19 protein-coding genes are annotated in these 21,161 nt (G+C 31.7%); 6 read left to right on the top strand and 13 right to left on the bottom strand.

Annotated elements, in window-relative coordinates:
• Positions 1–284: 284 nt before the first annotated feature.
• Complete coding sequence (locus HMPREF9402_RS03760) at positions 285–2,252, top strand: M28 family peptidase (RefSeq protein WP_009606521.1); 1,968 nt, start codon at positions 285–287, stop codon at positions 2,250–2,252.
• A 62-nt stretch (positions 2,253–2,314) separates the two neighbouring features.
• A complete protein-coding gene (locus HMPREF9402_RS03755) occupies positions 2,315–2,767 on the top strand; it encodes a YdeI/OmpD-associated family protein (RefSeq protein WP_006783926.1) in 453 nt (150 codons plus the stop codon).
• Positions 2,768–2,813: 46 nt separating this feature from the next.
• On the opposite strand, the gene HMPREF9402_RS03750 is transcribed toward HMPREF9402_RS03755, so the two are convergent.
• The 10 genes from HMPREF9402_RS03750 to HMPREF9402_RS03705 form a co-directional block, all read right to left on the bottom strand.
• The gene (locus HMPREF9402_RS03750; protein ID WP_006783925.1) at positions 2,814–3,530 is read right to left on the bottom strand and encodes a glycerophosphodiester phosphodiesterase; all 717 of its coding nucleotides are present in this window, start codon (positions 3,528–3,530) and stop codon (positions 2,814–2,816) included.
• A 93-nt stretch (positions 3,531–3,623) separates the two neighbouring features.
• Entirely contained in the window at positions 3,624–4,409 is a 786-nt protein-coding gene (locus HMPREF9402_RS03745) for a Cof-type HAD-IIB family hydrolase (protein ID WP_009606517.1), read from the bottom strand.
• 16 nt (positions 4,410–4,425) lie between these two features.
• Entirely contained in the window at positions 4,426–5,769 is a 1,344-nt protein-coding gene (locus tag HMPREF9402_RS03740; protein WP_006783923.1) for an ABC transporter substrate-binding protein, read from the bottom strand.
• 18 nt (positions 5,770–5,787) lie between these two features.
• The gene (locus HMPREF9402_RS03735) at positions 5,788–6,612 is read right to left on the bottom strand and encodes a carbohydrate ABC transporter permease (protein ID WP_009606524.1); all 825 of its coding nucleotides are present in this window, start codon (positions 6,610–6,612) and stop codon (positions 5,788–5,790) included.
• Positions 6,612–7,547, bottom strand: a complete 936-nt coding sequence (locus HMPREF9402_RS03730) for a carbohydrate ABC transporter permease (protein WP_006783921.1) — start codon at positions 7,545–7,547, stop codon at positions 6,612–6,614. Before HMPREF9402_RS03730 ends, HMPREF9402_RS03735 begins: the two co-directional genes overlap by 1 nt.
• 285 nt (positions 7,548–7,832) lie before the next feature.
• A complete protein-coding gene (locus HMPREF9402_RS03725; protein ID WP_238526643.1) occupies positions 7,833–9,476 on the bottom strand; it encodes a bifunctional metallophosphatase/5'-nucleotidase in 1,644 nt (547 codons plus the stop codon).
• A 314-nt stretch (positions 9,477–9,790) separates the two neighbouring features.
• Positions 9,791–10,264: a GNAT family N-acetyltransferase gene (locus HMPREF9402_RS03720; protein ID WP_083809699.1), complete on the bottom strand. Its 474-nt coding sequence runs from the start codon at positions 10,262–10,264 to the stop codon at positions 9,791–9,793.
• A 100-nt stretch (positions 10,265–10,364) separates the two neighbouring features.
• Positions 10,365–11,201: a metallophosphoesterase gene (locus HMPREF9402_RS03715; protein WP_006783918.1), complete on the bottom strand. Its 837-nt coding sequence runs from the start codon at positions 11,199–11,201 to the stop codon at positions 10,365–10,367.
• Between the two features lie 140 nt (positions 11,202–11,341).
• The gene (locus tag HMPREF9402_RS03710) at positions 11,342–12,412 is read right to left on the bottom strand and encodes a helix-turn-helix domain-containing protein (RefSeq protein WP_006783917.1); all 1,071 of its coding nucleotides are present in this window, start codon (positions 12,410–12,412) and stop codon (positions 11,342–11,344) included.
• Between the two features lie 339 nt (positions 12,413–12,751).
• Complete coding sequence (locus HMPREF9402_RS03705; RefSeq protein WP_009606520.1) at positions 12,752–13,573, bottom strand: MerR family transcriptional regulator; 822 nt, start codon at positions 13,571–13,573, stop codon at positions 12,752–12,754.
• A 146-nt stretch (positions 13,574–13,719) separates the two neighbouring features.
• On the opposite strand from HMPREF9402_RS03705, the gene HMPREF9402_RS03700 reads away from it, so the two are divergent.
• The gene (locus HMPREF9402_RS03700; RefSeq protein WP_229040155.1) at positions 13,720–14,985 is read left to right on the top strand and encodes an MATE family efflux transporter; all 1,266 of its coding nucleotides are present in this window, start codon (positions 13,720–13,722) and stop codon (positions 14,983–14,985) included.
• Positions 14,986–15,088: 103 nt separating this feature from the next.
• Here HMPREF9402_RS03700 and HMPREF9402_RS03695 read toward each other — a convergent pair whose 3' ends face one another.
• Both HMPREF9402_RS03695 and HMPREF9402_RS03690 read right to left on the bottom strand, forming a co-directional pair.
• Positions 15,089–15,637, bottom strand: a complete 549-nt coding sequence (locus HMPREF9402_RS03695) for an SH3 domain-containing protein (protein ID WP_009606518.1) — start codon at positions 15,635–15,637, stop codon at positions 15,089–15,091.
• A gap of 187 nt (positions 15,638–15,824) precedes the next feature.
• Positions 15,825–16,307 carry a hypothetical protein gene (locus tag HMPREF9402_RS03690; protein ID WP_009606523.1) on the bottom strand — a complete coding sequence of 161 codons (483 nt, stop codon included), beginning with the start codon at positions 16,305–16,307 and terminating at the stop codon, positions 15,825–15,827.
• 169 nt (positions 16,308–16,476) lie between these two features.
• Here HMPREF9402_RS03690 and HMPREF9402_RS03685 point away from each other — a divergent pair, with 169 nt between their 5' ends.
• The 3 genes from HMPREF9402_RS03685 (at position 16,477) to HMPREF9402_RS14850 (ending at position 18,945) form a co-directional block, all read left to right on the top strand.
• Complete coding sequence (locus tag HMPREF9402_RS03685) at positions 16,477–17,265, top strand: alpha/beta hydrolase (protein WP_006783912.1); 789 nt, start codon at positions 16,477–16,479, stop codon at positions 17,263–17,265.
• A 350-nt stretch (positions 17,266–17,615) separates the two neighbouring features.
• The gene (locus HMPREF9402_RS03680) at positions 17,616–18,515 is read left to right on the top strand and encodes a ComEC/Rec2 family competence protein (RefSeq protein ID WP_238526642.1); all 900 of its coding nucleotides are present in this window, start codon (positions 17,616–17,618) and stop codon (positions 18,513–18,515) included.
• Between the two features lie 301 nt (positions 18,516–18,816).
• The gene (locus tag HMPREF9402_RS14850) at positions 18,817–18,945 is read left to right on the top strand and encodes a hypothetical protein (protein ID WP_009606528.1); all 129 of its coding nucleotides are present in this window, start codon (positions 18,817–18,819) and stop codon (positions 18,943–18,945) included.
• A 563-nt stretch (positions 18,946–19,508) separates the two neighbouring features.
• Here HMPREF9402_RS14850 and HMPREF9402_RS03675 read toward each other — a convergent pair.
• Positions 19,509–20,147, bottom strand: a complete 639-nt coding sequence (locus HMPREF9402_RS03675) for a DUF305 domain-containing protein (protein ID WP_009606516.1) — start codon at positions 20,145–20,147, stop codon at positions 19,509–19,511.
• Positions 20,148–21,161 lie beyond the last annotated feature (1,014 nt).

The raw sequence follows: 21,161 nt of genomic DNA, 5'->3' as shown, positions 1-21,161 counted from the left end.
ATGAGGCGAGGTAGTTTAAATGGTTAAACATAATTAATTATACCCAGAAAAGATTACCACATACTAGCGGAAATATATTCCAAAAAACATCAATTTTACATCATTTTGATACAAAATAAGCAAGAAAATACCACTAAAAGTACACATTTTTTTATTTTTTCAAACTTTTAACAAACAAAAAACAATGATAATAAACTTTAATTTCTAATTTAAGCCTACAGTGTAACCAATTACGCCATCGCCTAATATATTATTAATAATGCTAAATATAAGGAGATGAAGCGATGAGTTATCAAGAGGACTTAGATATCTTTTACGATAAAATCAACGTTGAATATGCTACCTATGTTGCGACTACCCTCGCCAACTTTGGTTCTAATGAAGAACTTGGTTTTAGAACAGCCGGATCTCAGGCAGAAACTGAGGCCAGCAACTTCATATTTCAAGAATTTATAAATATTGGCCTTCAAAACGTCAGAAAAGAACAAGTTAACATTGATTCCTGGGATTTTAAAAATGCCGCTTTATATTATGTCGATAAATTACAACCTAAAAAAATTACATTAAGTTCTTATGCAAATAACTGTATCATTGCCAACAAAGAATTTGAACTTGTTTATGTTGGACGTGGAACTCGATCTGATTATCAAGATCTCGATGTTAAAGATAAGTTGGTATTAATTGATTTAGATGAATATATCGGATGTCAGGTCGGAGTCTCAGCCTATCAAGCTAAAAAAAATGGAGCTTATGGAATCATTGTTGCTCCATTTGAAAATGACGATAAAATTATTACAGAATCTCTTAACTATGATAATTTTATTGCTCCTGCTAACATCCCTACTTTTTCAATGAGCTTAAAAGATGCTAAAGCGTTGAAAAAACGACTTGGGAAAAGGGAAAGTTTATCTGTGATTTTAAATTGTTATAATACGGTTACTCCTGATCAGCAGTCGTATAATGTGATTGGGGAAATTCCTGGTGAGCAATCGGATGAGTTAATTTTGGTAATGGCTCACTATGATGGAATTTTTCATAGTTTCCATGATGGAGCGAGCGGTTGCGGATTATTGCTCAGTTTAGCGAGAACTTTAAATTTGAGTGATTATAAGCCTAAAAAGACAATTATCTTTATTGCTCATAGCGCCAGAATTTGGGGGATGACGAATTCTTCGTTTAATTGGTCAGTCGGTAGTTATCAGCAAATAAGGTTTAATCATCCGGAATGGGCTGAAAAAGCTTTTATTGCAATTAATTTAGAAGGATTTGTCGCACAAGATGATTGTGATTCCCATATGATGAAAACAACTTATGAATACCAACGGATCATTCAATCTATTGAAAAGCTTGTCCGGGGATGTCCTTATAAAAAAGGAGCACTCGTTGATGCTCCAACGACTATTTTAAGTGATGATTTTCCTTATTCTCAAAGTGGGGTTCCGACTGTGATTAGTTATCGTCCAGATAGTGAGTACGTCAAAACAACGTATCGAACTAATTACGATTTGATTCAAAATCATTTTAGTCCCGCAGCTTATTTATACTGTCACAAGCTTTATGGAACGCTCATTATCCTCTTCGACCAAATGAAGATTAAGCCTTTTAACTTCGAGGCTTTGTTTGAGGCTCTTGAAAATAGTCTTGATTATGAGACATACCATCAGTATAAATCGCTATATCTTGAGATGCATAAAGCGAGATGGAGTGCTAAGAAATTGTATGACTATTTGAATCAGAACGAGTTTAGCAATCAAGAAATCAATTATTTGAATAAGCAACTTCACTATATTTATCTAGAGATTCAGGAATGTTTTGTGCGCCTTTCATGGAACGGATCCAGTATTTTTCCTCATGAGGCTCATCAAGAGAATATTTTTCAACTTCGTGAAGCAATTCGGTTATTGAAAAATCAAAAAGTTCCTGAAGCTATTATCGAACTATGTAAAATTGATTTAAATTTATTTAATTATTATTACGATAAAGACACATTTGATTTTTATGTGAACCAATCGTTATATGAAGACGATCGTCATCTTGCTTGGGGGAAAAATCTTTTACTTACCCATCTTGATTTATCAGATATTATTGAAACATTACGTCATAAAAGTAATTGGGAGAACCTCTATCCCGTGATTGAACAACTCAATCAAATTTTAGTTAATGAACAAAATCAACAAGCAAAGGTTGTTAACGAAGAAATTCATCATCTTAAAAAATTAAATAGCTGGATTAAATCCTTATATAAAAAATAATGACCATCTCTGAAGAATTTGATATCATTAAAAACGTACTATTAAAGTGAGGTTATAAAGAGATGCAAGCATTTAATGCAAAAATAATAGAAGCAAAAACAAAGGGTGGAGCTTATATCGAGATTCCATTTAATGTTGAAGAAGTTTATGGCGCTAAACGAGTAAAAGTTATTGCATCATTTGATGGAGTCCAATATCGTGGATCACTTGTAAAAATGGGAACTGATTGTCACATCATTGGGATTAAGAAAGAAATTCGTGAACAAATCGGTAAAACAATCGGTGACACTGTTACGGTGACACTAAAAAAAGATGAACTGCCTCGTATTGTCGAACTACCTGATGAGGTCAAATCGTTCTTTGAACAACATCCACAACATCTAGAATTTTGGAATTCTTTATCTTACTCAGTTCAGAAAAAAAACATTGATTCAATCAACTCAGCAAAAAAAGAAGAAACGCGTGCTAAACGATTAGCCACACTACTTCAAAAAATACAAAATAAAGAAAAATAAGAGAGCAGATTATTCTGCTCTCTTATTTTTTATGAAATTAATTCTTCTATTTTAAAATTTCATCTAATAATGCCGGATAATCAGTGAAGATTCCATCTACGCCTGCTTGAATTAGCTTTCTCATATAGGAAGGTGAATTCACGGTATACACATTCACGAGAATACCATTAGCATGAGCTTCTTTAATTAAATCTTCAGATACCCATCTCAAATTAGGATGAATAGCATCAGCTTTTAAAACTTTCGCAAACTCAATGACATTTTCAATGGGTTCATCATACAACAGGCCTGTTTTAATCCGTTCATCGAGTTCTTTACAAATACGAATCGATTCAGGATTAAAACTTGAAATCAAAATTTGATCGACTAATCCATATTGATGAATTAATGAGATGACATCCTCTTCAATTCCCACATAGTGAATTTCATCTGTTTTTAATTCAATATTTAAAATCACGCTATGTTGCTTGATTAACTTAAAGACTTTCTCAAGCGTTGGGACATTACAGTTATCCACTGTTTGAAATAATAATTTTCTCGTCTTTAGGGCTTGTAATTCTTCTAACGTAAAATCTTGAACAAGACCTTTTCCTCTAAGTGTTCTCTCAACATCCTCATCATGAATAACGACTAATTGATTATCCTTACTTTTATGAACATCAAGCTCAATTCCTGTCGCTCCTGCTTTAATTCCTTCTAAGAAAGCAAGTAACGTATTTTCAGGAAAATCTCCACTCGCTCCTCGGTGAGCAAAATTAATCATAAACACACCTCACATTTTTAACTTTACGACGATCCCAATTTAAAAACTATCCTTATAAAATAACACATTGTCTCCTGAAATGAAGTCGTTTTTCTAAATTAATTTCAAATTTTTTAAAGCGTTGTAAATACCATTCTCATGGATGCTATCCGTTACGTAAGTTGCTCTTTCCTTTAATAAATCACAACCATTCCCCATCGCAATTGAATAATCCACCTCAGCAAACATCTCTAAATCATTAAATCCATCCCCAAAAGCATAGTACTCCATCTCCTTACCACTTTGATGTGACCTAAGATAACGAATTGCGCTCCCTTTACTACAATGTTTATTGAAAATATCGTATCCGTCCTCAATATCAATAAGCTTTACAAAACTAAACTGTGGATAAGATTGACGCATCATTTCAATTTCACTATCCTTAATATATGCATTAATTTGAAAGATTTCATACTTTTCAATTTGATTTAAAATATCTTCTTCTAAGTATCCTAACGGCATATTGTATTTAATTGAAAACTCTGCTACCCAGGCCTGATTTAGTTTTCCTTTACTCTCATGAAGAAAATGAATACAATAGGGCGTTTGATTTTTTTCAAAAACCGTTAAAAGATCTCTGACTAACCTTTGATTCATGTATTCTTTATAAATCACTTCATCATTCACAGTAATTAAGGAACCATTAGCAGAAATAATCGTTTTAAACAGGTCATAAAAAGATTCTTGTTTAACCATAGCCAAAGATCTTCCTGTTGCTATGGCTATATTAATATTTTTCTTTTTTAAAGATTTAATTGCCTGTATGGTACTTTTTGAAATCATATTTTTTTCTCGACAGACGAGTGTATTATCCACATCAAAGAAAATTGATTTATTCATTTACATTCCCTCATTTTTAATTGTTTGCTTTATTATATTTTTCTAACGCCGTATTAATTGTTTTTGCAATGTTAGAAACTGCTGTCTGTGAATCAATTTCATTATTTAAAACTTTTTCAATATTTTCTTCAATTGAAGCACGAGCTTCTGGGAATACGCCTAAAAGGGCTCCTGATTGATTATTAGATTCTCTTAGTTGATTAATCGCTGTTAAAAATTCAGGATTTTTTTCTAAATGTTCTTGCATTGATTCAATGCCATAAGCGTCTTTAGTAACAGAGAAATATCCTGTTGCAGCTGCCCATTTTGCTTGGCTTTCTGCCGACACCATGAATTTAATGAATTCAAAGGCAGCCTCTTGTTTCACATCGCTTCCTTTATCCATGATCCATAATGAGGCCCCACCAATTGAAACACCACCTTCATCAGTTGAAGAAACTGATGGTAAATAAGCAGTCCCTAAATCAAATGATTCACCTACTTTTGATTTAATATCTGTTAAAGAAGCAGTTGATCCAATAATCATCGCAACCTTCCCAGAGCCAAACGCATCTAAAACAGCATCATCACTACGCCCTAAATTTAAAACATATCCTGAATCAATTAAATTTTTCCATCCCTGAATAATATTGAATGCCCCACCATTTTCATCAAAAACAACCGACGTCGCAATCCCATCACGTCCGTTTCCTTCATTCGCATAATCAAGACCTTGTTTAATTAAGAATTGTTCAAAAAACCATCCATATACTCTCATTGAATACCCATAGCGAGTCTCTGTCTTTAACATTTTAGAAAATTCAAGAATTTCATCGAAGTTTGTTGGTGCTACTTCAGGATCTAATCCTACTTCTTCAAATGCCGTTTTATTATAATAAAGAATTGGTGTCGACGTATTAAATGGCATTGAATATAACGTTCCATCAATTTTATAGTAATCTAAAATATTTTCTTCGAGGGAAGAAATATCATATCCATCACGATCAATCAATTCTTGCATTGGCGTTGCATACCCGCTATCGATCATCCATTTTGTCCCAACTTCATATAACTGCATAATATCTGGTCCTGAGTTTCCTAGAGCAGCACTTTTTAATTTATTAATCGAATCATCATATGAGCCTTGATACTCGGCCACTACTTTAATGTTACTTTGAGAACTATTGAATTCAGATACTAAAGTCTCAATCGCTTCTCCACCTTTCCCCCCCATAGAGTGCCAAAACGTCACCTCAGTTACTTTACTGGTCGATTTCGTCGCATCAGTTGAATTTAATACTTCATTTCTTCCACTACACCCTACTAATAATGATGTTGCTAAAATACTGGCCCCTGCTACTGGTAATAATTTACGTTTCATTATCTATTTCCTCCCTTTTTATCCTTTTACTGATCCCGCTGTCATTCCTTGAACAAGTGATTTTTGTCCTAAACTAAACACTAAAATAGATGGGATTAAAATTAAAACTGCCCCTGCTAATACCACACCATAATTGCTCCCTTCAGCAAACTGAAGCATACTGATTCCGATTTGTACGGTTCGATTATTTCCATTATTAATCGTTAACAATGGCCATAAATATTGATTCCATGTACTAATGAATGTATAAATCGATAAAGAAGCAATCGCTGGTTTTGAAATTGGAATTAAGATTTTGATTAAGAACATGAAGTTACTACACCCATCAATTCTTGCTGCCTCAATTAAATCTTTAGATAACGTTAAGTAGAACTGGCGAATTAAAAAAATCCCCATCGCTGATGTTAAAAATGGAACAATTAACACCTGTAAACTATCTGTCCATCCCCATGAACTTACCGTTAAAAAATTCGAAATAATCGTTGTTTCCCCTGGAATCATCATTGTTGATAAAACCATTAAGAATAATAATTTCTTTCCTTTGAAATCGTAGAAAGCAAAAGCGAATGATGCTAAACTCGCGGTAAAAACTTGACCGATTGTAACTAAGATTGAAACAACAAAACTGTTTACAATAAATCTAAATAAAGGAACACTATTGATTGCCGTGTGATAATTTTCAAGTGTAACCTTACTTGGTACTAGCTTAGGTGGATACTGTGAAATCTCTCCCGGTGTCATGAAGCTTAATGACACCGCATATAGAAGTGGTCCAATAATAATTACTCCAACCACAAGATTAACAATCGTTAAAATAACTCGATTTTTTTTAGATGTTTTCATTATTGATAATGCACTCCTTTTTTCTCAAATTTGAATTGTATTAAAGTGACAATCATCATGATGAAGAATAAGACAATGGCTTGCGTACAAGCTGTTTCAAATCGTCCGTTAAAGAATGCTTCTCGATAAATGGAATGAACTAAAACATTCGTTGAATCTCCTGGGCCACCTTGTGTTAATAATTTGATTTGGCCAAAAGCCTGAAAAGCATTGATTAAATTCATGAAAATTACTAAGAACATTTGAGGCGATACCATTGGAATAATGATATTTTTTAATTTTTGAAAAAAATTTGCCCCATCAATTGAAGCACTTTCTAATAGTTCTGCTGGAACATTACGGAGGCCTGTCGTTAAGAAAATAAAATTGAGTCCAAGATTTAACCAAACCGTGACGACGGCAACTGAGAAAAGAGCATACTTCGGATCAATTAACCAACCGATTTCTTGTCCTAACACAAAATTTAAAATGCCGTTGGTAGGATGGAAAATCATCGTCCATATAGCTGCGGCTGGAGCTGATGCAACCGCCATGGGCAATGAAAATAAAAGTTCATAAACTCGATTTCCTTTTAATTGATTGTTTGTGAGTAAAGCAAGAATAAATCCAAGAATAACGGCTGGTGTTGCGACCATTAAGACAAACTTGAATGTTACCAAAATTGAGTTATAAAACTCTGGTGATGTGAATAACTCAATATAATTTTCTAATCCGACAAATGATTTAATTTCTCCTCTTAAGTTAGTCGTGGATAAACTTAACATAATAGTTTTAAGAAATGGATAAAACACGAAAATCAAAAAGATGATAAAGGCTGGTGCTAAGTAAAAAAATGGCTCCATCTTTTTAATAAGATTCCGTTTGTTTTTAGTTACACTAATCCTTTCTTGCCCTCCCGTTTTAATCTTTGTAGAAATAATTGATTCTAAAAGCATTAATCTTCCTCCCTAGTCACTCTTTTCACACGATACTTAAACTATAGCAGTAGAAATTTAAGAGAAGATGAATGAATCGTTAATAAAAATTAATAATATTAATTTTCTGTGAATTAGACTGTTCAGTGTAAACCATTAGTAAAAAATTGTAAAAATACTATTTTTTCTTTATCCTTCATAAATTTAATTCACTCAAAAAAGACGATTAGTTTTATAACTAATCGTCTTTTTTTGACATCTTCAATTGACTCATCATCCAACTTCTTTTCCTAATGAGACTAAATATTAATGATTTACCTTATTTTCATCAGATAACATATCTTCTTCCGTTAAAATAATTAGATTATTGATTTGATTCGCATTTAAAATAGCTATCTCTCCATACTCTTTAACATATGAAATGAGTGCTTCATCTAACGTACCAAATGAATTTAATAGGTTTGAACTTTGACTCATCTGATAATCGTCTCCGCCTGCTACCATGAAATCATTCATGGCAACCACATATGTTTGGGTTAACTCTAAAGGTTGCTGATTAAACTGAACGGATAAAACTTCATAGCGATCAGGACATCCCGCTTCTTGAACTAATTTAGCTTCAACTAAGAGACCTGCAAAATGAAGAAATCTTCCACTACCTATTACTAATCCTTTATTTAGAATTTCAATAAGTTGTTTCCCAGTCATTTCAACCGTTACGATATGATTACTAAAGGGTAAAACCTTCAATACATCACCTTTCGTAATCATTCCAACATCTATTGAATCACGAATTGTTCCACCATTGATGAGTGAAATATCAGCTTGTGTTTCATTTAACATAGCAGCAGTTAATAAATGACCTAAATTCGTATGGCCATTTAAAACAGAAGAACGACCTCCCTCTAATTTAATAGCCGTTGTGCCAATAACTTCTTCCAAAATTGATTTTTGGTTATTTTTTATCCTATCAATGACTGACTTGACTTCAGTATCCTCTTCACATTTTTCAAGTTGTTTCATCGAGATTTGATGTGGTACTAACTTAATTATTTCATCTGCCATCAAATCATACTGGATAGTAACCACGCCAACATTTTTAAAATGTTCACCCGTTGACGTTAATATGGTCCCATTTACGATTTCATATTGATTTAACTCAGAATGACTATGACCATCGATAATCAAATCAATATCATCAACCTGACTGGCGATTGTTGTCGATTTAATCCTACTATCTGTATCAATTCCCATATGCATTAGGCCAATAATCACATCAACTCCCCTCTCTTGTAACACTTGAACCATTAATTTAGCTTCTGCTACAATCTCTTCCTCTGTCCCAAATGTTAAGCCCACTACATTTTCAGGATTCGTTTTAGTCACCGTTTCAGGTGTCGTCAGCCCAAACAATCCAACACTCATTCCTCCAATCTCTTTGACAAAACAATCCCCGTAGCGTAACTTCCCCTCTATCGTTTTTACATTAGCCGCTAATAATTCAACGTCAGCTACTTTTCCAAGCCCAACTAGTCTATCTTGTCCATAGTTGAAATCATGGTTCCCAGGTGACATCGCATCATATCCAACAACCTTTAATACCTGTGCAACACTTTCCCCTAATTCTACTGTAGCAAATGGCGTTCCATGAAATATATCACCGGCATCAAGAACAAGGTATCCTTCTGCTCTTGTATACTCATTAGCTAGATTGATAAAATGTTTAAATTTTGCAAATCCGATATTTTCATCCACACCTCCATGAATATCATTCGTATGGAAAATATTAAGATCTACAATCGTTTCATCATCTGATCCAACTTCTATCCCATCTAAAGCGCCTAAATATTGTTGCACTAGCGTCAAAATATAAAGCTCATCCTTAGAGCTACTCATCATGATTAATAATAAAAATATGAAGTTTCCTATACTCAAAAGTTGTTTTCCCATCTTCATTCACATCACCTCTCTAAAATAGATGGTCTACTGTATATAAACAAAAATGTTTTTGACAAGCAGCTGGGGATTATTCTATATGCCAAACACTGGATTACCTACATTTTAGAATTAACCTAATTTTATAAAACTTTTTGATACTAGATTCCTTGCGCTGCATCATAAGCTTGCTAATTCGTAGCTTTCTTTCACTGATAAGTAAAAAGTTTCTCAAGTATTAAAAACTTATCTGAACTTATATATATAAATTACCAAATAGTCAAAGAATTATTAATGAAAAAGGCTATCTATATAGATAGCCTTTTTCATTAACGCTCAGAATATTTCATAACTGTATCATTTAAATATTGTCTAAATATTTTAAAGACATGTAATGAAATGCCTTGTGGATAACTTAAAACCTTTAATTCATGCCCCTTATACTCTAAACGATATGCGGGATGGACATGAGGATAATCATTCAACTTGAATCCCACATTTTCATAAAAATGAAGACGCTTAATTGAAATGTTATCCACAGGTGGATCAATTTCAAGAATAAGAGTCTTTTGAAGCTCCCTTAATTCATGTAATACTTTTGTTCCAATTTTTTGACCCCGAACCTCTGGATGTACGGCTAAATGTTCAATATAAATAAACTGTGGATAAATCCAATATCCTACGATTGCAATAACACGCTCTTCTTCTACAATAGCTATAAAATAAAATTCCTCATCTTTCATTGCTGCTTGCTGATCTCTTAGTAAACGTTGTTCAAAAACCGGAAAACTTTGTTCATAAATCGCCCATGCCTGATTAAAATACTTCTCATCAGATGAACGTAATCGAATTCATTTCATGAAATCCCTCCTTATTACTCCTTATTGTAACAAAAAAAGCAGACTATTCTGCTTTCTCTAACTTAAATACTGAAATTTGTGGCACATTAAATAATCGAAACGGTACTTTTGTATTTCCAATCCCGGTATTTACATAAAGTAATGTCTTTCGATTATTTCCAAAATCATAAAGCCCACGCACATAATCCTCTGCCAAAGCTGTCGTTAATAATGGCCCATAAAATGGAATATAAACTTGTCCTCCATGGCTATGACCAGCTGTTGCTAAATCAATGGGGTAACTGAGGAAATCAGAAATTAAATCTGGTTCATGAATCAGTAGCAAATTCAAGTGATCATTACTGATTCCTTGCATCGTTTTATTTGAATTATAGTACCCAATTAAAGCATCATCAGCACCGAATAAACTGATAGTTGTTCCTTTAACTTCTAAAGTCCGACTGGAATTTACAAGCACTTCAAACCCTGCCGACTCCATTAAATCTTCATAAAAGCGTTCTGCACCGCCTCCGTAATCACGATTTCCAAAAACCGCATATTTACCATTTGTTGCTTTTATTTTAGATAAAATCGTCGCAATCTCATCAATTGACCCATCATACTCCGCTGCATTATCCATTAAATCACCTGTGAACAATACAAGATCCGCCTGTTGTTCGTTAATCTTATCTACAACCTTTTTAAGATCTTCTGTTGTAAAAAAATCACCGACATGAGTATCTGAAAATTGCACAACCGTAATAGGATTGCCCGCTACTTGCTCAAATTTCATATCATATTGCTTCACACGTAATAAATGAGGTTCTACATAAGCAGAATAAAAACCAATCAAAATGCCGACAACCATCAAGATACCAAATAGTTTCGCCATTAATCTCATGTATTACCCCTCTTTTTCTAACTATGTTTACTATGTTAAATGACTCTAACAACACTTTATTCTACTCTTTTCACGCTATAAAGACAAACGAAAAGAATGTCTCATTATTAGATTATTTGACATATCAAAAAAACCTCATGTTAATCATGAGGTTTTAATCGCTCTAAACGATGAACTAATACTTTAAATGTATTATCTTCTTTTATAAAATCATAACATCTATCCATATCTAATGACCTTAAAAGTAATATAGGTAACTGAGACGCAGCGGCACTTTCATGTAAATCCAACAGATTAAAAAATTCAGACTTTCCTTTTTTCTCTGTTGATGATAACTTATCGACTAGCATTCCTAAAAACGATAACGTTTTTTCTTTATTTTTCAATCTTGCATAAAAATTAGCAGCCTCTAGAGCATAACCTAATCCTAATTCTCTTTCTAAATCAAATAAATTTACAAGTTCAGGCTGAATAAGTAATAATTTTTCTGCCAACTCCAAGTTGTCTTCCTTAATGGCTAAATTCTCATAATTAGATAAATATAACGTAATAGATTGAAGTGCTCTCATTATATTAGTTTGAATCATCTTTTTAGCTTCATCGTAACGTTTTTGACGGATATATATTGGAATTAATAAATCATCTCTGTTCAATTCAGATTTTGGGATTTTTAATAATACTTCTTCTGCTTTTTTCTCATCTTCCGTCATGCCATAAAGACTAGCTAAAAGAAAATGAGCCTGTTCTTGTACTTTGATATCTGAACTAGTGGCTGCTTCTTCAAACAGGGCAATTGCTTTATTCATCATTTCTAAAAAATCTGACTCTTCTGTTAAAAAACTAAATGACATCATATATAAAGAACCAATATTCAGCTTTAGTTCTAAACTATTTGGGTACTGATGCAAATACGATTCACATTCTTTGACGATCATCTCAAAAGGTTGAGTCTGTAACATACTTTGACATTTTTTTATAAAGACGTCGATTTCCTCCGTCGATAAGGTCATATCATAACTCATCAGTTCGTCAATACTTGTATTAAAATAGCGAGCAATCGCCGGTAATAGCGTAATATCTGGATAACTCGTGTTATTCTCCCACTTTGAAACAGCAGGTACTGAGACTCCCACAGCATTTGCTAATTGTTCTTGTGTGACCTTAGCTTTCTTTCTTAACTCATAAATAACTTTTCCAATATTCAAATTCATCGTTTTGTCTCCTTAAAATCTTACGACTCGGGCCCTTTAAATTTATTATACGTCCTCGATAAGGAGGAAACAATAACGCGATAATTAAACTTGTAAGCATAAAAATTAACCATACGTTAATATACACGAGCATCATTTAAATCAATTATCCTTTCGTATACTAGTAGGTATGAATCATAAATAGAATTCTTTGGATAAGCTCGTTTTATTAATTCATAATCTATTATATCTTGCCAGTTACGACTTCCCTTTGATTTTTTATCTTCTTTTGGGGAATAAATAATTTTTATATCGGTCTCTTTCTTAGTTTTGTAATCTAATAATCTTATTAGAAGTTAATCAACCTTCTACATGAATCATAATCTGAGTCATATAATTTTCATAACCTTTTACAGAGATTTCATCTAACAGCAACTCTTCATATGCATAACCAATAATTTTCAATTGTTTCTCTTCAATAAAATTCAATAATAATTCGTATGTTTTGTAAATCTGCTCATAACTTCCTTTATGATATCCTACTACATACTTTCCTCTAGGTTTTAAAAATAACATTCGAGCCTGAGTTTTATTAGTTATAGGAGAATAAAAATATGTATACTTAGTGCACTCCTGATTCAATAAATTCTCCTTGCTAATCATCGTGCCAATAGAATACAAAGTCGCATGTCCCAGTTCATCATCCTTAAGAAATTCAACTAATGCATTAAAAAACTTTAAATCATCAGAGATATCTAATTTATTACTTAAAATTAAATAATCTTCTTGATATTCTTTTATCTCAATTTTAGTATGATCAATTAAAGTTGCTTTTTTCGTTAGCTCAATTTTAGTTTTCATTACTTGTTGAATCCGTTTCAAATAGTCAATTTCTCGATTGACTTTAATCACCTGATCTTCAAATAATTCAATTAATCCCTCAGGAGTTCGATTATCGAGATAAATTTTAATCTCATTTAAAGACATTCCCATTTCTTTTAAAACAGATATAACAGCAAAAACCTCAAACTGTTGATAAGTATAGTAACGATATCCATTGCTATCCCTCTTAGCCGGTTGAAAAATACCAATGTCGTCATAATGAAATAGAGTTTGTTTTTTAACTCCCCACAACTTTGCAAATTCTCCTGTTGTAAAATACTTCGATGAAATTCCACTCATATTTATGTGCTCCTCTTGACTGTATGGTTACCGTATACTTTATCATAGTATAGCAAGATACAAAATATTTTTTAAAATAAGGTGGGATTAATCTGAATCAATCAACATTATCTTTTAAATCATTTATGAACTTTACGATTCCAACCATGATTATGATGGTCTTTTTATCACTTTATACCATCATTGATGGAATCTTTGTTTCCCGCTTCGTCGGGCAAGCCGCTTTATCAGCTATTAATATTACACTTCCACTATCTACGCTAACTTGGGGAGTTGCTATCATGTTTGCAACTGGTGGGAGTGCCATCGTGGCAAAAAAATTAGGGGAAGGAAAAACATTAGAAGCCAAACAAAATTTCACACTCATTGTTATCTGCTCAACCATTATTGGAATTGTTTTAATGCTAATAGAACTTATCTTCTTAGATCCGATTATTAAATCATTAGGTGCCACTGATACCCTATTTTCATATTGTAAGGAATATATTTCAATCATAACATTCTTTGCCCCAGTCGCTATTTTAAAATCACTATTTGACTACTTTATGGTAACAGCAAATAATCCGAAATTGGGACTCATCAATACACTAATTGGTGGATTTAGCAACATGATTCTCGATTATGTCTTTATTGTAATTTTAAAAATGGGAATTGCCGGAGCTGCCTTAGCAACCGTTATTGGAATGTTAATTCCTTCAATCATCGGAATTATCTACTTTTTAAATAAAAAGAATTACCTTCACTTTGAAAAGCCTGTATTTGATGCCAAAGTACTTCTTCAGAGTGCTTCAAATGGTTCCTCTGAGATGGTTACCAATCTTTCAAGTGGAGTTACAACCTTACTATTTAATCTTATGATGATTAATTACCTAGGTGAAGATGGAGTAGCAGCCATGACTATCGTGTTATACGCCCAATTTCTTCTCATTTCAATCTATCTTGGATTTTCATCAGGAGCTGCACCTCTTATTAGTTACAGCTACGGAGAACAAAATTCTAATGAATTAAAACAACTCATTCGATATAGCTATGGATTTATCCTTGTCGCATCGATTACAACCTTTATTCTTTCCTTTATCTTAGCCCCATCTATTATCCAAATTTTTACTGGGGATACAGGCGACGTCTATCAAATGACTCTTGATGGATTTAACTTATTTTCTATTAGCTTCTTAACCGTTGGAATTAATACCTTTGCATCTGCTATGTTTACTGCTTTTTCAAATGGTAAAATATCTGTTTTAATTTCAACAATGAGAACATTAGTTTTAGTCATCATCGGGATTACCATATTGCCTTTGTTTTTAGAAGTCAATGGCATCTGGTTAACCATTCCATTTGCTGAGATCATAACACTATTTATCTCTATTTTCTTTACGTTAAGATATCGCCATCAATATCAATATGCTTAGAAAACGCCCTTCTTGATAGTTTTCTAAGCACATTGATACAACCATCATCACTTAACAATCCAAATAAAAAGCTAGCACGTGATGTAGTGCTAGCTTTTTTACATTAGTTAAAATCTAAATATTCATGATAAACGTATCCTGTTTGTCCATCGTATGAAACTTGAACCCATTCATCGCTATAATTACGGTTTAATACTGTGATTTTTTCACCTGAGATTAATTGGCCAATAATGGTTGTTCCTGTTTTTGGTTCCTCACGAACATTAACCCCATCAATATTACAAGTTGCTTCAACTGTTTGGGGTACTTCAACCACTGGTTGTTCTGATTGAGGTATTTCTGGTTGTGTTTCTTCGACCGGAGTTTCAGGTTGAGTAACTTCTTCCTGTGTTACATTTTCTTCTGTTATCGTATTAGTCACCGATTGGTCTTGTTCATTTGCCTCGGGTGCAACATCTGGTGTCACTTCAGTATCTTCTAATGTTAAATATTCTTGTTCTACTTTTGGAGTTTCAAAAGTTACTGCCTTAACACCTGTATAAGTAATTAATCCTACACCTAACACTGTTAATACTCCAATAATTGAAGCCCCGATTCTCTCACTCCAAGAACTTACTTTATCTTCAAATTCATCTTTATTTCGTCGATTCATCTATAGCCCCTCCTAATAAAAAACATTCTACGTTGTCCTAAAAAGTCTAATTTAGGGTTATTTTGTAGTCTTAGACTATCATATCATAAAATTTAAGAATAAATATGTTTTTTTTGGTGACATTATACGGTAGTTTTATACTTTTTTTAATAAAAAACGAGAACCTAAAATTCTCGCTTCACTACTTCTAATCTACTATTTCATTCCCTAAAAACTCTACTTGATCCCGCATTCCACTTCCATCATATGTAATCACATACTCACAACTTTGACCTTCATAAGTTATCACTACTTTCATCGCGGGAATTCCTTCAGGAACTGGACACTTTAAATAAAGAGCCCCATAATTTTGAACATCATTAATCTCAAGCAAGGCATCACCAGTAGCTAGGTGATTTTCCTCCCAATTAACAGGATACACTGTAATCTGACTTCCGATATATTTTGGAATAAATAAAAATGACTCCTCAACTGGTTCTACCCTAAATTTCGTCAAGGTCATTGTGGTTAACTTACTTTCATCTAAGTTATGCACAACTACCCCCAAATCAGTCTCTCCCATCTGAATCGCAAGACTTTCTCCCCCCTGATTTAGAATATTAACCTCTTGTTCCACACCACAAGCTCCCAAACATAAAACCATCACGATAAATAATAAATACTTTTTCAAACTACCCCTCCTAATATTTCCATTTATTACAATTATATTACAATAATTGATTATTTAATCAGTTATCATGACGAATTAATAGATAATTTCATTTATGAAATCGCTTTATTTAGTTATTTAAACATGATATAGTAAAAATAAAACAATTAATTTTAAGGGGGGACCTCTGATGTCAGTTTTAACTGTCAACTTCATGTCTAAATGTTTAAATCGAAATGTAACTTATAAAGCCATTATTCCAATTGAAAGTTCACTTGAAAGTGATACTGTTCCACCATTTAAAACCCTTTATCTTTTACATGGGATGTTAGGAAATTGTGAGGATTGGATTACAAATACACGTATTAAAAAACTGGCTACTGATCATCAATTAGCTGTTATTATGCCCTCAGGAGATAATAGTTTTTATGTTGATCATCAAAAACGTCAAGATTATTATGGCAGATTCATTGGTGAAGAACTCATTAATCATTCTAGAGCAATGTTTCCACTTTCTAAAAACCGAGCAGATACTTTCATCGCTGGACTCTCAATGGGTGGATATGGTGCCATTCGAAATGGTCTAAAATATCATGATACATTTAGTCATATTGGTGGATTTTCTTCAGGTCTTATTTTAGACGAAGCTATAAATGCACCAATAGAACACGAAACTTTCTTTAGAACACGAGATTACTTTGAAAGTATCTTTGGAGATCTAACTCAACTATCTGGTAGCGATTGTGACTATTATGCCCTTATTAAAAAGCTAAAAACTGAAAACTTAGAAATCCCAAAACTATATCTTTCTTGCGGGACTGAAGATTATTTATTAGTTAATAATCGAGAGTATAGAGATTTCTTAACTTCAGAAAACATCGAATTTACTTATATAGAAAGTAAAGGAGAACATGATTGGTGCTTCTGGGATGAATACATTGAGAAATTCTTAGAATGGCTTCCAATTCATTCTAAATAATTTCAAAAAACGATTTTTTTCGATAGAATGAAATCGTTTTTTTATTTATCTTCTCTTTAAAAAACATATTTATTATTACTAAACTTATAGATTAAAAAAATTAAATTTAAAAAAATGACTTCTAACCTATAAAACTAATTGATAAAAACTATTAAATTTTACCTAATATATATCTTGTCTAGGACTTGTTTTAACAAAAAGAATTGACATCGTTCTATTCCTATAAATTTCTACTTTTTTTATATATTAAGAGTAGTACTTGAACATTAGCTTTATGATATTCTATATTTAACAAACACTATATCTAAACTCAGCCATAGACTCAATCTGATAGAATGGAGTGCTTGAATGTGATAAAACATCAATCATTATTAAAATTATGTTTTTCATTTATCGTCTGTACCAGTTTTACAACTTTATCTGCCTGTAATCGTAAACAATCAATCAACAATCTCTCAGTAACTTCTTTAGATCCTTCAAACATCTCACTTGAAGTTACAATTCTTGATACCGGAAAATCAGACTGTATTTTTATAGAAATTGGTGATAAAACTATCATGATTGATACTGGTTTAGATCGAAATGGCGAACAAATTCTTGCTTCCCTTCATGAAAAAGGAATTGATCATATCGATTATTTAATTTTAACCCATCTAGATAAAGATCATATCGGTGGTGCCGATATCATTTTAGATGAAATTCCTGTTGATCAAATCATTCAAGCCAATTATTCAAAAGATTCAACCCAGTACCAAGAATATATCGATGCATTATCTCGTCACGATATAACGCCACTCCTTTTAACACAAACCATGAACTTAACAATAAATGATGCTCAACTAACACTGTATCCAGCACAACAAACAGAATACGAACAATCAAACGACTATTCCATTATAACTAGCCTCATCTATGGAGAAAACAGTTTTTTATTTGCAGGAGATGCAGAATCACAACGTTTAACAGAGTTTTTAACTATTTATCCATCTACCTATAAATTTTTAAAAATTCCGCATCATGGAAAAGATAATGATGTCCTCCCACTCTTTTTAAATACAATTAAACCTGATTATGCTGTTATCACTTGTTCAGAAGATAACGCTCCAGATCAAAAAGTTATCTCAATACTCAATCAGCTAGGAACTCAAACACTCTTAACAAGCGATGGTGCTATCAGCATCAAATGTACCGAAAATCAAATGTCCGTAAATCAGCAATTAACTCAATATATTAGTTTTGAAAGTAATTAAAAAAGATTTACCTTGGTAATTCAAGGTAAATCTTTTTTTGTTATTTTATCAAAAATGTAAAAAACTCAATTTTTCAACACAAAAAAATAAGAGTATAGAATAGTATAATCATTCTTAATATATAAAGATGAATAACAAAAAGTTGATTGGAGTGTTTATTTTATTATCATTAGTTATTGATAATACCTTTATTTTCGTATTCGTATGCTATTAGTTCATAGCTAGACTATATGATTATATTAAGCCAACAGATATTGATAATGTAGAATTGATACTAGTTTCAGGAGAATCATTCAATTCATTGCAAGGTGTAATGGTCTATGATAAGGAAGCTGGACCTTTATCCAACCTTAAAGTATTAGAAACTTATGCCCCATATGAAGAAGAAGATATTGATAATACTGTAACGACAGTCACTCATATCTTTTAGGTAAACTATCAAGTATAAACATTAAGTGACGCAGATGTTTCATCGCTAATTGTTCCACATCCAGATGATCAATTAACACAGATAGTTCAGGAACAACTATTATATAGATAAAAGAAGAAATAAATTACACCTTCTATAAAATAAAAATTTTTATGTCGTTTTGAAAACTTCAGATATAAATACTTTAAAAGGAAATTTCATTGAATTAAAAGTAACTAAATCAATTCAAGCTAGTATTGATTTACCTGTAGTTCTGCCAGTGTACCCGATTAGGCTCCACAGGAAAAATCACAAAATCTAGATTAACGAAGTGTATCCAATCAAAATTCAGATGAAAACCACTTACAGGATATAATAATATTACCTTATTATAATAATTGAATTATCATCATTCAATCGTAATAAAAATTGTGGATAAATTTATCGATTCGGCTATTTAAGAATATTTTTATCTTATAAAATTAATTAGCTATATAAGTATGAAAACCTTAGAAAAATGACAATTTTGTTCATTTCTCTAAGGTTTTTTCTTTAAAAAAATTTAAATTAATTATTGAATCATACTATTTCGTGATTTCTAACAATGTATTAAGTTTCCCGAGATTGTTTTCTTCATCAGTAATAATTTTTTGAGCTAATTTAATAATTTCTTCATGATTGGTATTCGCCAAAATCAAATTAGCAAATTTTTGTTCATAGTCTAAATAAACCACCATTTTATCTAAATAATCCTTATCGACAGTACCGGGTACATTTTCTCTATCTATCTTTAAACTAATAATCATCTCATTATAGAGTTGATTGAACTGTTCAAGATATGCTGTTTCTTTTGTTTCATCAATCACAGGATCCTTTTCCATAGATTTTAATAATTTTTCAATTGCTTTTATATGGTCTTTACTCGTTTTTACAACTATATTTACAACATCTTTTATTTTCTGGTTACTTCCATAACGAAGTTCAGACTTAGAAATCTCAACTCCAAATTGTTCATAAGGTAATATGTAAAATAAGAAATCTAAATTTAAATCACCTGTTTTTTCTGTGTATTTAATTTTTTCCATCATATTTTGATGAATAACCTCATATTTATCCAAGTAATCTATTTCTTTTAAATTCTTTACCTCGGTTGCATGACAATCCACCGTTGCTATAAACATCGTCATGATTACTACGAATATCCATTGAAATCTTTTTTTCATTTTTAAATCCTCCTACACAAATAACAAAATAAATTTTTTTGTCTGGGTTTCTTTTTTACCACAATAATCAAAATCTAATGCTAGCTTTTGTGACCTCTCAACTTTCATCTTATTTATTATTTAAACTCGAAATAAAAACTATGCTATCCAATATTAAGTAAGAAAAAGATGTCGAACTTCTCTTTCAGATTCCTACAAATTTATCATTTCAAAAAAGCTATACTATATTTAATATTTTCACAAAATTATTTCCCAAAGTATTTTCTTTTTTTATAATACAACTTAAATACAAGCAAAAAACAAAACTATAGAATAAATCTATGAATATTTTCTATAGTTTCGATGGTATTTGAAGAATTTTTTCTCTGAAGTTGTTTAAAAATACTGTTTGATATGTTTAAGTATAGTGGTAGTATAGAAGAAAAAAATGAAGAAAAAATAAAAAAAGCAGCCTGGAAGGATAAATGATAAAAAGTAAAAGAACTATCAAAGAAAAAAGATAGAAAAAGAAGGTTAGAAGAAAGATTCTATAAATAATGCTCCAGAAAGCAGAAAGCATAAAAATAAAGAAAAATGAAGATTTTTATAAAAAATAGAGTTTATGTAAATTTCTAAAAATGATAGAAGAAACTAGTTCTGTTGAAGTAATAAATAAGAGTCAAAAATAAAAACTTAATGATACATAATGAAAGTAATTCACCTATTTTAAATCAAACTTAATAATTAGGCTCTTTTAAGACTAATTATCTTATAGTAAAAATAACTGTTTTTTCCTCATAAAAAATTATCGCTAATCGTATATAAATAATTAAAAGATAGTTTCATAAACGCCATAATAAAAAGAAGCATTCAATTTACTGAATGCTTCTTTTTATTGCAAATAGTCATTTTTATCCCGTATCAACGATTATCTTAGAATCATACCTTAAATAACTACTATATAAGATATTCCTAATTACTTTAATTTTACAATCTATCTACCTGTTAAAAGAATAAAACACATTAATTTCTAGC

This window comes from Turicibacter sp. HGF1 (assembly GCF_000191865.1).
GTDB lineage: Bacteria > Bacillota_I > Bacilli_A > MOL361 > Turicibacteraceae > Turicibacter > Turicibacter sanguinis.
This window is presented reverse-complemented; position numbering and strand designations above follow the sequence as displayed.

What these genes read in the sequence shown, in the direction of transcription:
- HMPREF9402_RS03705 (WP_009606520.1), bottom strand. Translation starts at nt 13,573, where the DNA reads ATGAGTGGAATTTCATCGAAGTATTTTACAACAGGAGAATTTGCAAAG.
- HMPREF9402_RS03740 (WP_006783923.1), bottom strand. Translation starts at nt 5,769, where the DNA reads ATGAAACGTAAATTATTACCAGTAGCAGGGGCCAGTATTTTAGCAACA.
- HMPREF9402_RS03710 (WP_006783917.1), bottom strand. Translation starts at nt 12,412, where the DNA reads ATGAATTTGAATATTGGAAAAGTTATTTATGAGTTAAGAAAGAAAGCT.
- HMPREF9402_RS03755 (WP_006783926.1), top strand. Translation starts at nt 2,315, where the DNA reads ATGCAAGCATTTAATGCAAAAATAATAGAAGCAAAAACAAAGGGTGGA.
- HMPREF9402_RS03725 (WP_238526643.1), bottom strand. Translation starts at nt 9,476, where the DNA reads ATGGGAAAACAACTTTTGAGTATAGGAAACTTCATATTTTTATTATTA.
- HMPREF9402_RS03675 (WP_009606516.1), bottom strand. Translation starts at nt 20,147, where the DNA reads ATGAAAAAAAGATTTCAATGGATATTCGTAGTAATCATGACGATGTTT.
- HMPREF9402_RS03730 (WP_006783921.1), bottom strand. Translation starts at nt 7,547, where the DNA reads ATGCTTTTAGAATCAATTATTTCTACAAAGATTAAAACGGGAGGGCAA.
- HMPREF9402_RS03695 (WP_009606518.1), bottom strand. Translation starts at nt 15,637, where the DNA reads ATGAATCGACGAAATAAAGATGAATTTGAAGATAAAGTAAGTTCTTGG.
- HMPREF9402_RS03715 (WP_006783918.1), bottom strand. Translation starts at nt 11,201, where the DNA reads ATGAGATTAATGGCGAAACTATTTGGTATCTTGATGGTTGTCGGCATT.
- HMPREF9402_RS03735 (WP_009606524.1), bottom strand. Translation starts at nt 6,612, where the DNA reads ATGAAAACATCTAAAAAAAATCGAGTTATTTTAACGATTGTTAATCTT.
- HMPREF9402_RS03685 (WP_006783912.1), top strand. Translation starts at nt 16,477, where the DNA reads ATGTCAGTTTTAACTGTCAACTTCATGTCTAAATGTTTAAATCGAAAT.
- HMPREF9402_RS03700 (WP_229040155.1), top strand. Translation starts at nt 13,720, where the DNA reads ATGATTATGATGGTCTTTTTATCACTTTATACCATCATTGATGGAATC.
- HMPREF9402_RS03745 (WP_009606517.1), bottom strand. Translation starts at nt 4,409, where the DNA reads ATGAATAAATCAATTTTCTTTGATGTGGATAATACACTCGTCTGTCGA.
- HMPREF9402_RS03760 (WP_009606521.1), top strand. Translation starts at nt 285, where the DNA reads ATGAGTTATCAAGAGGACTTAGATATCTTTTACGATAAAATCAACGTT.
- HMPREF9402_RS03750 (WP_006783925.1), bottom strand. Translation starts at nt 3,530, where the DNA reads ATGATTAATTTTGCTCACCGAGGAGCGAGTGGAGATTTTCCTGAAAAT.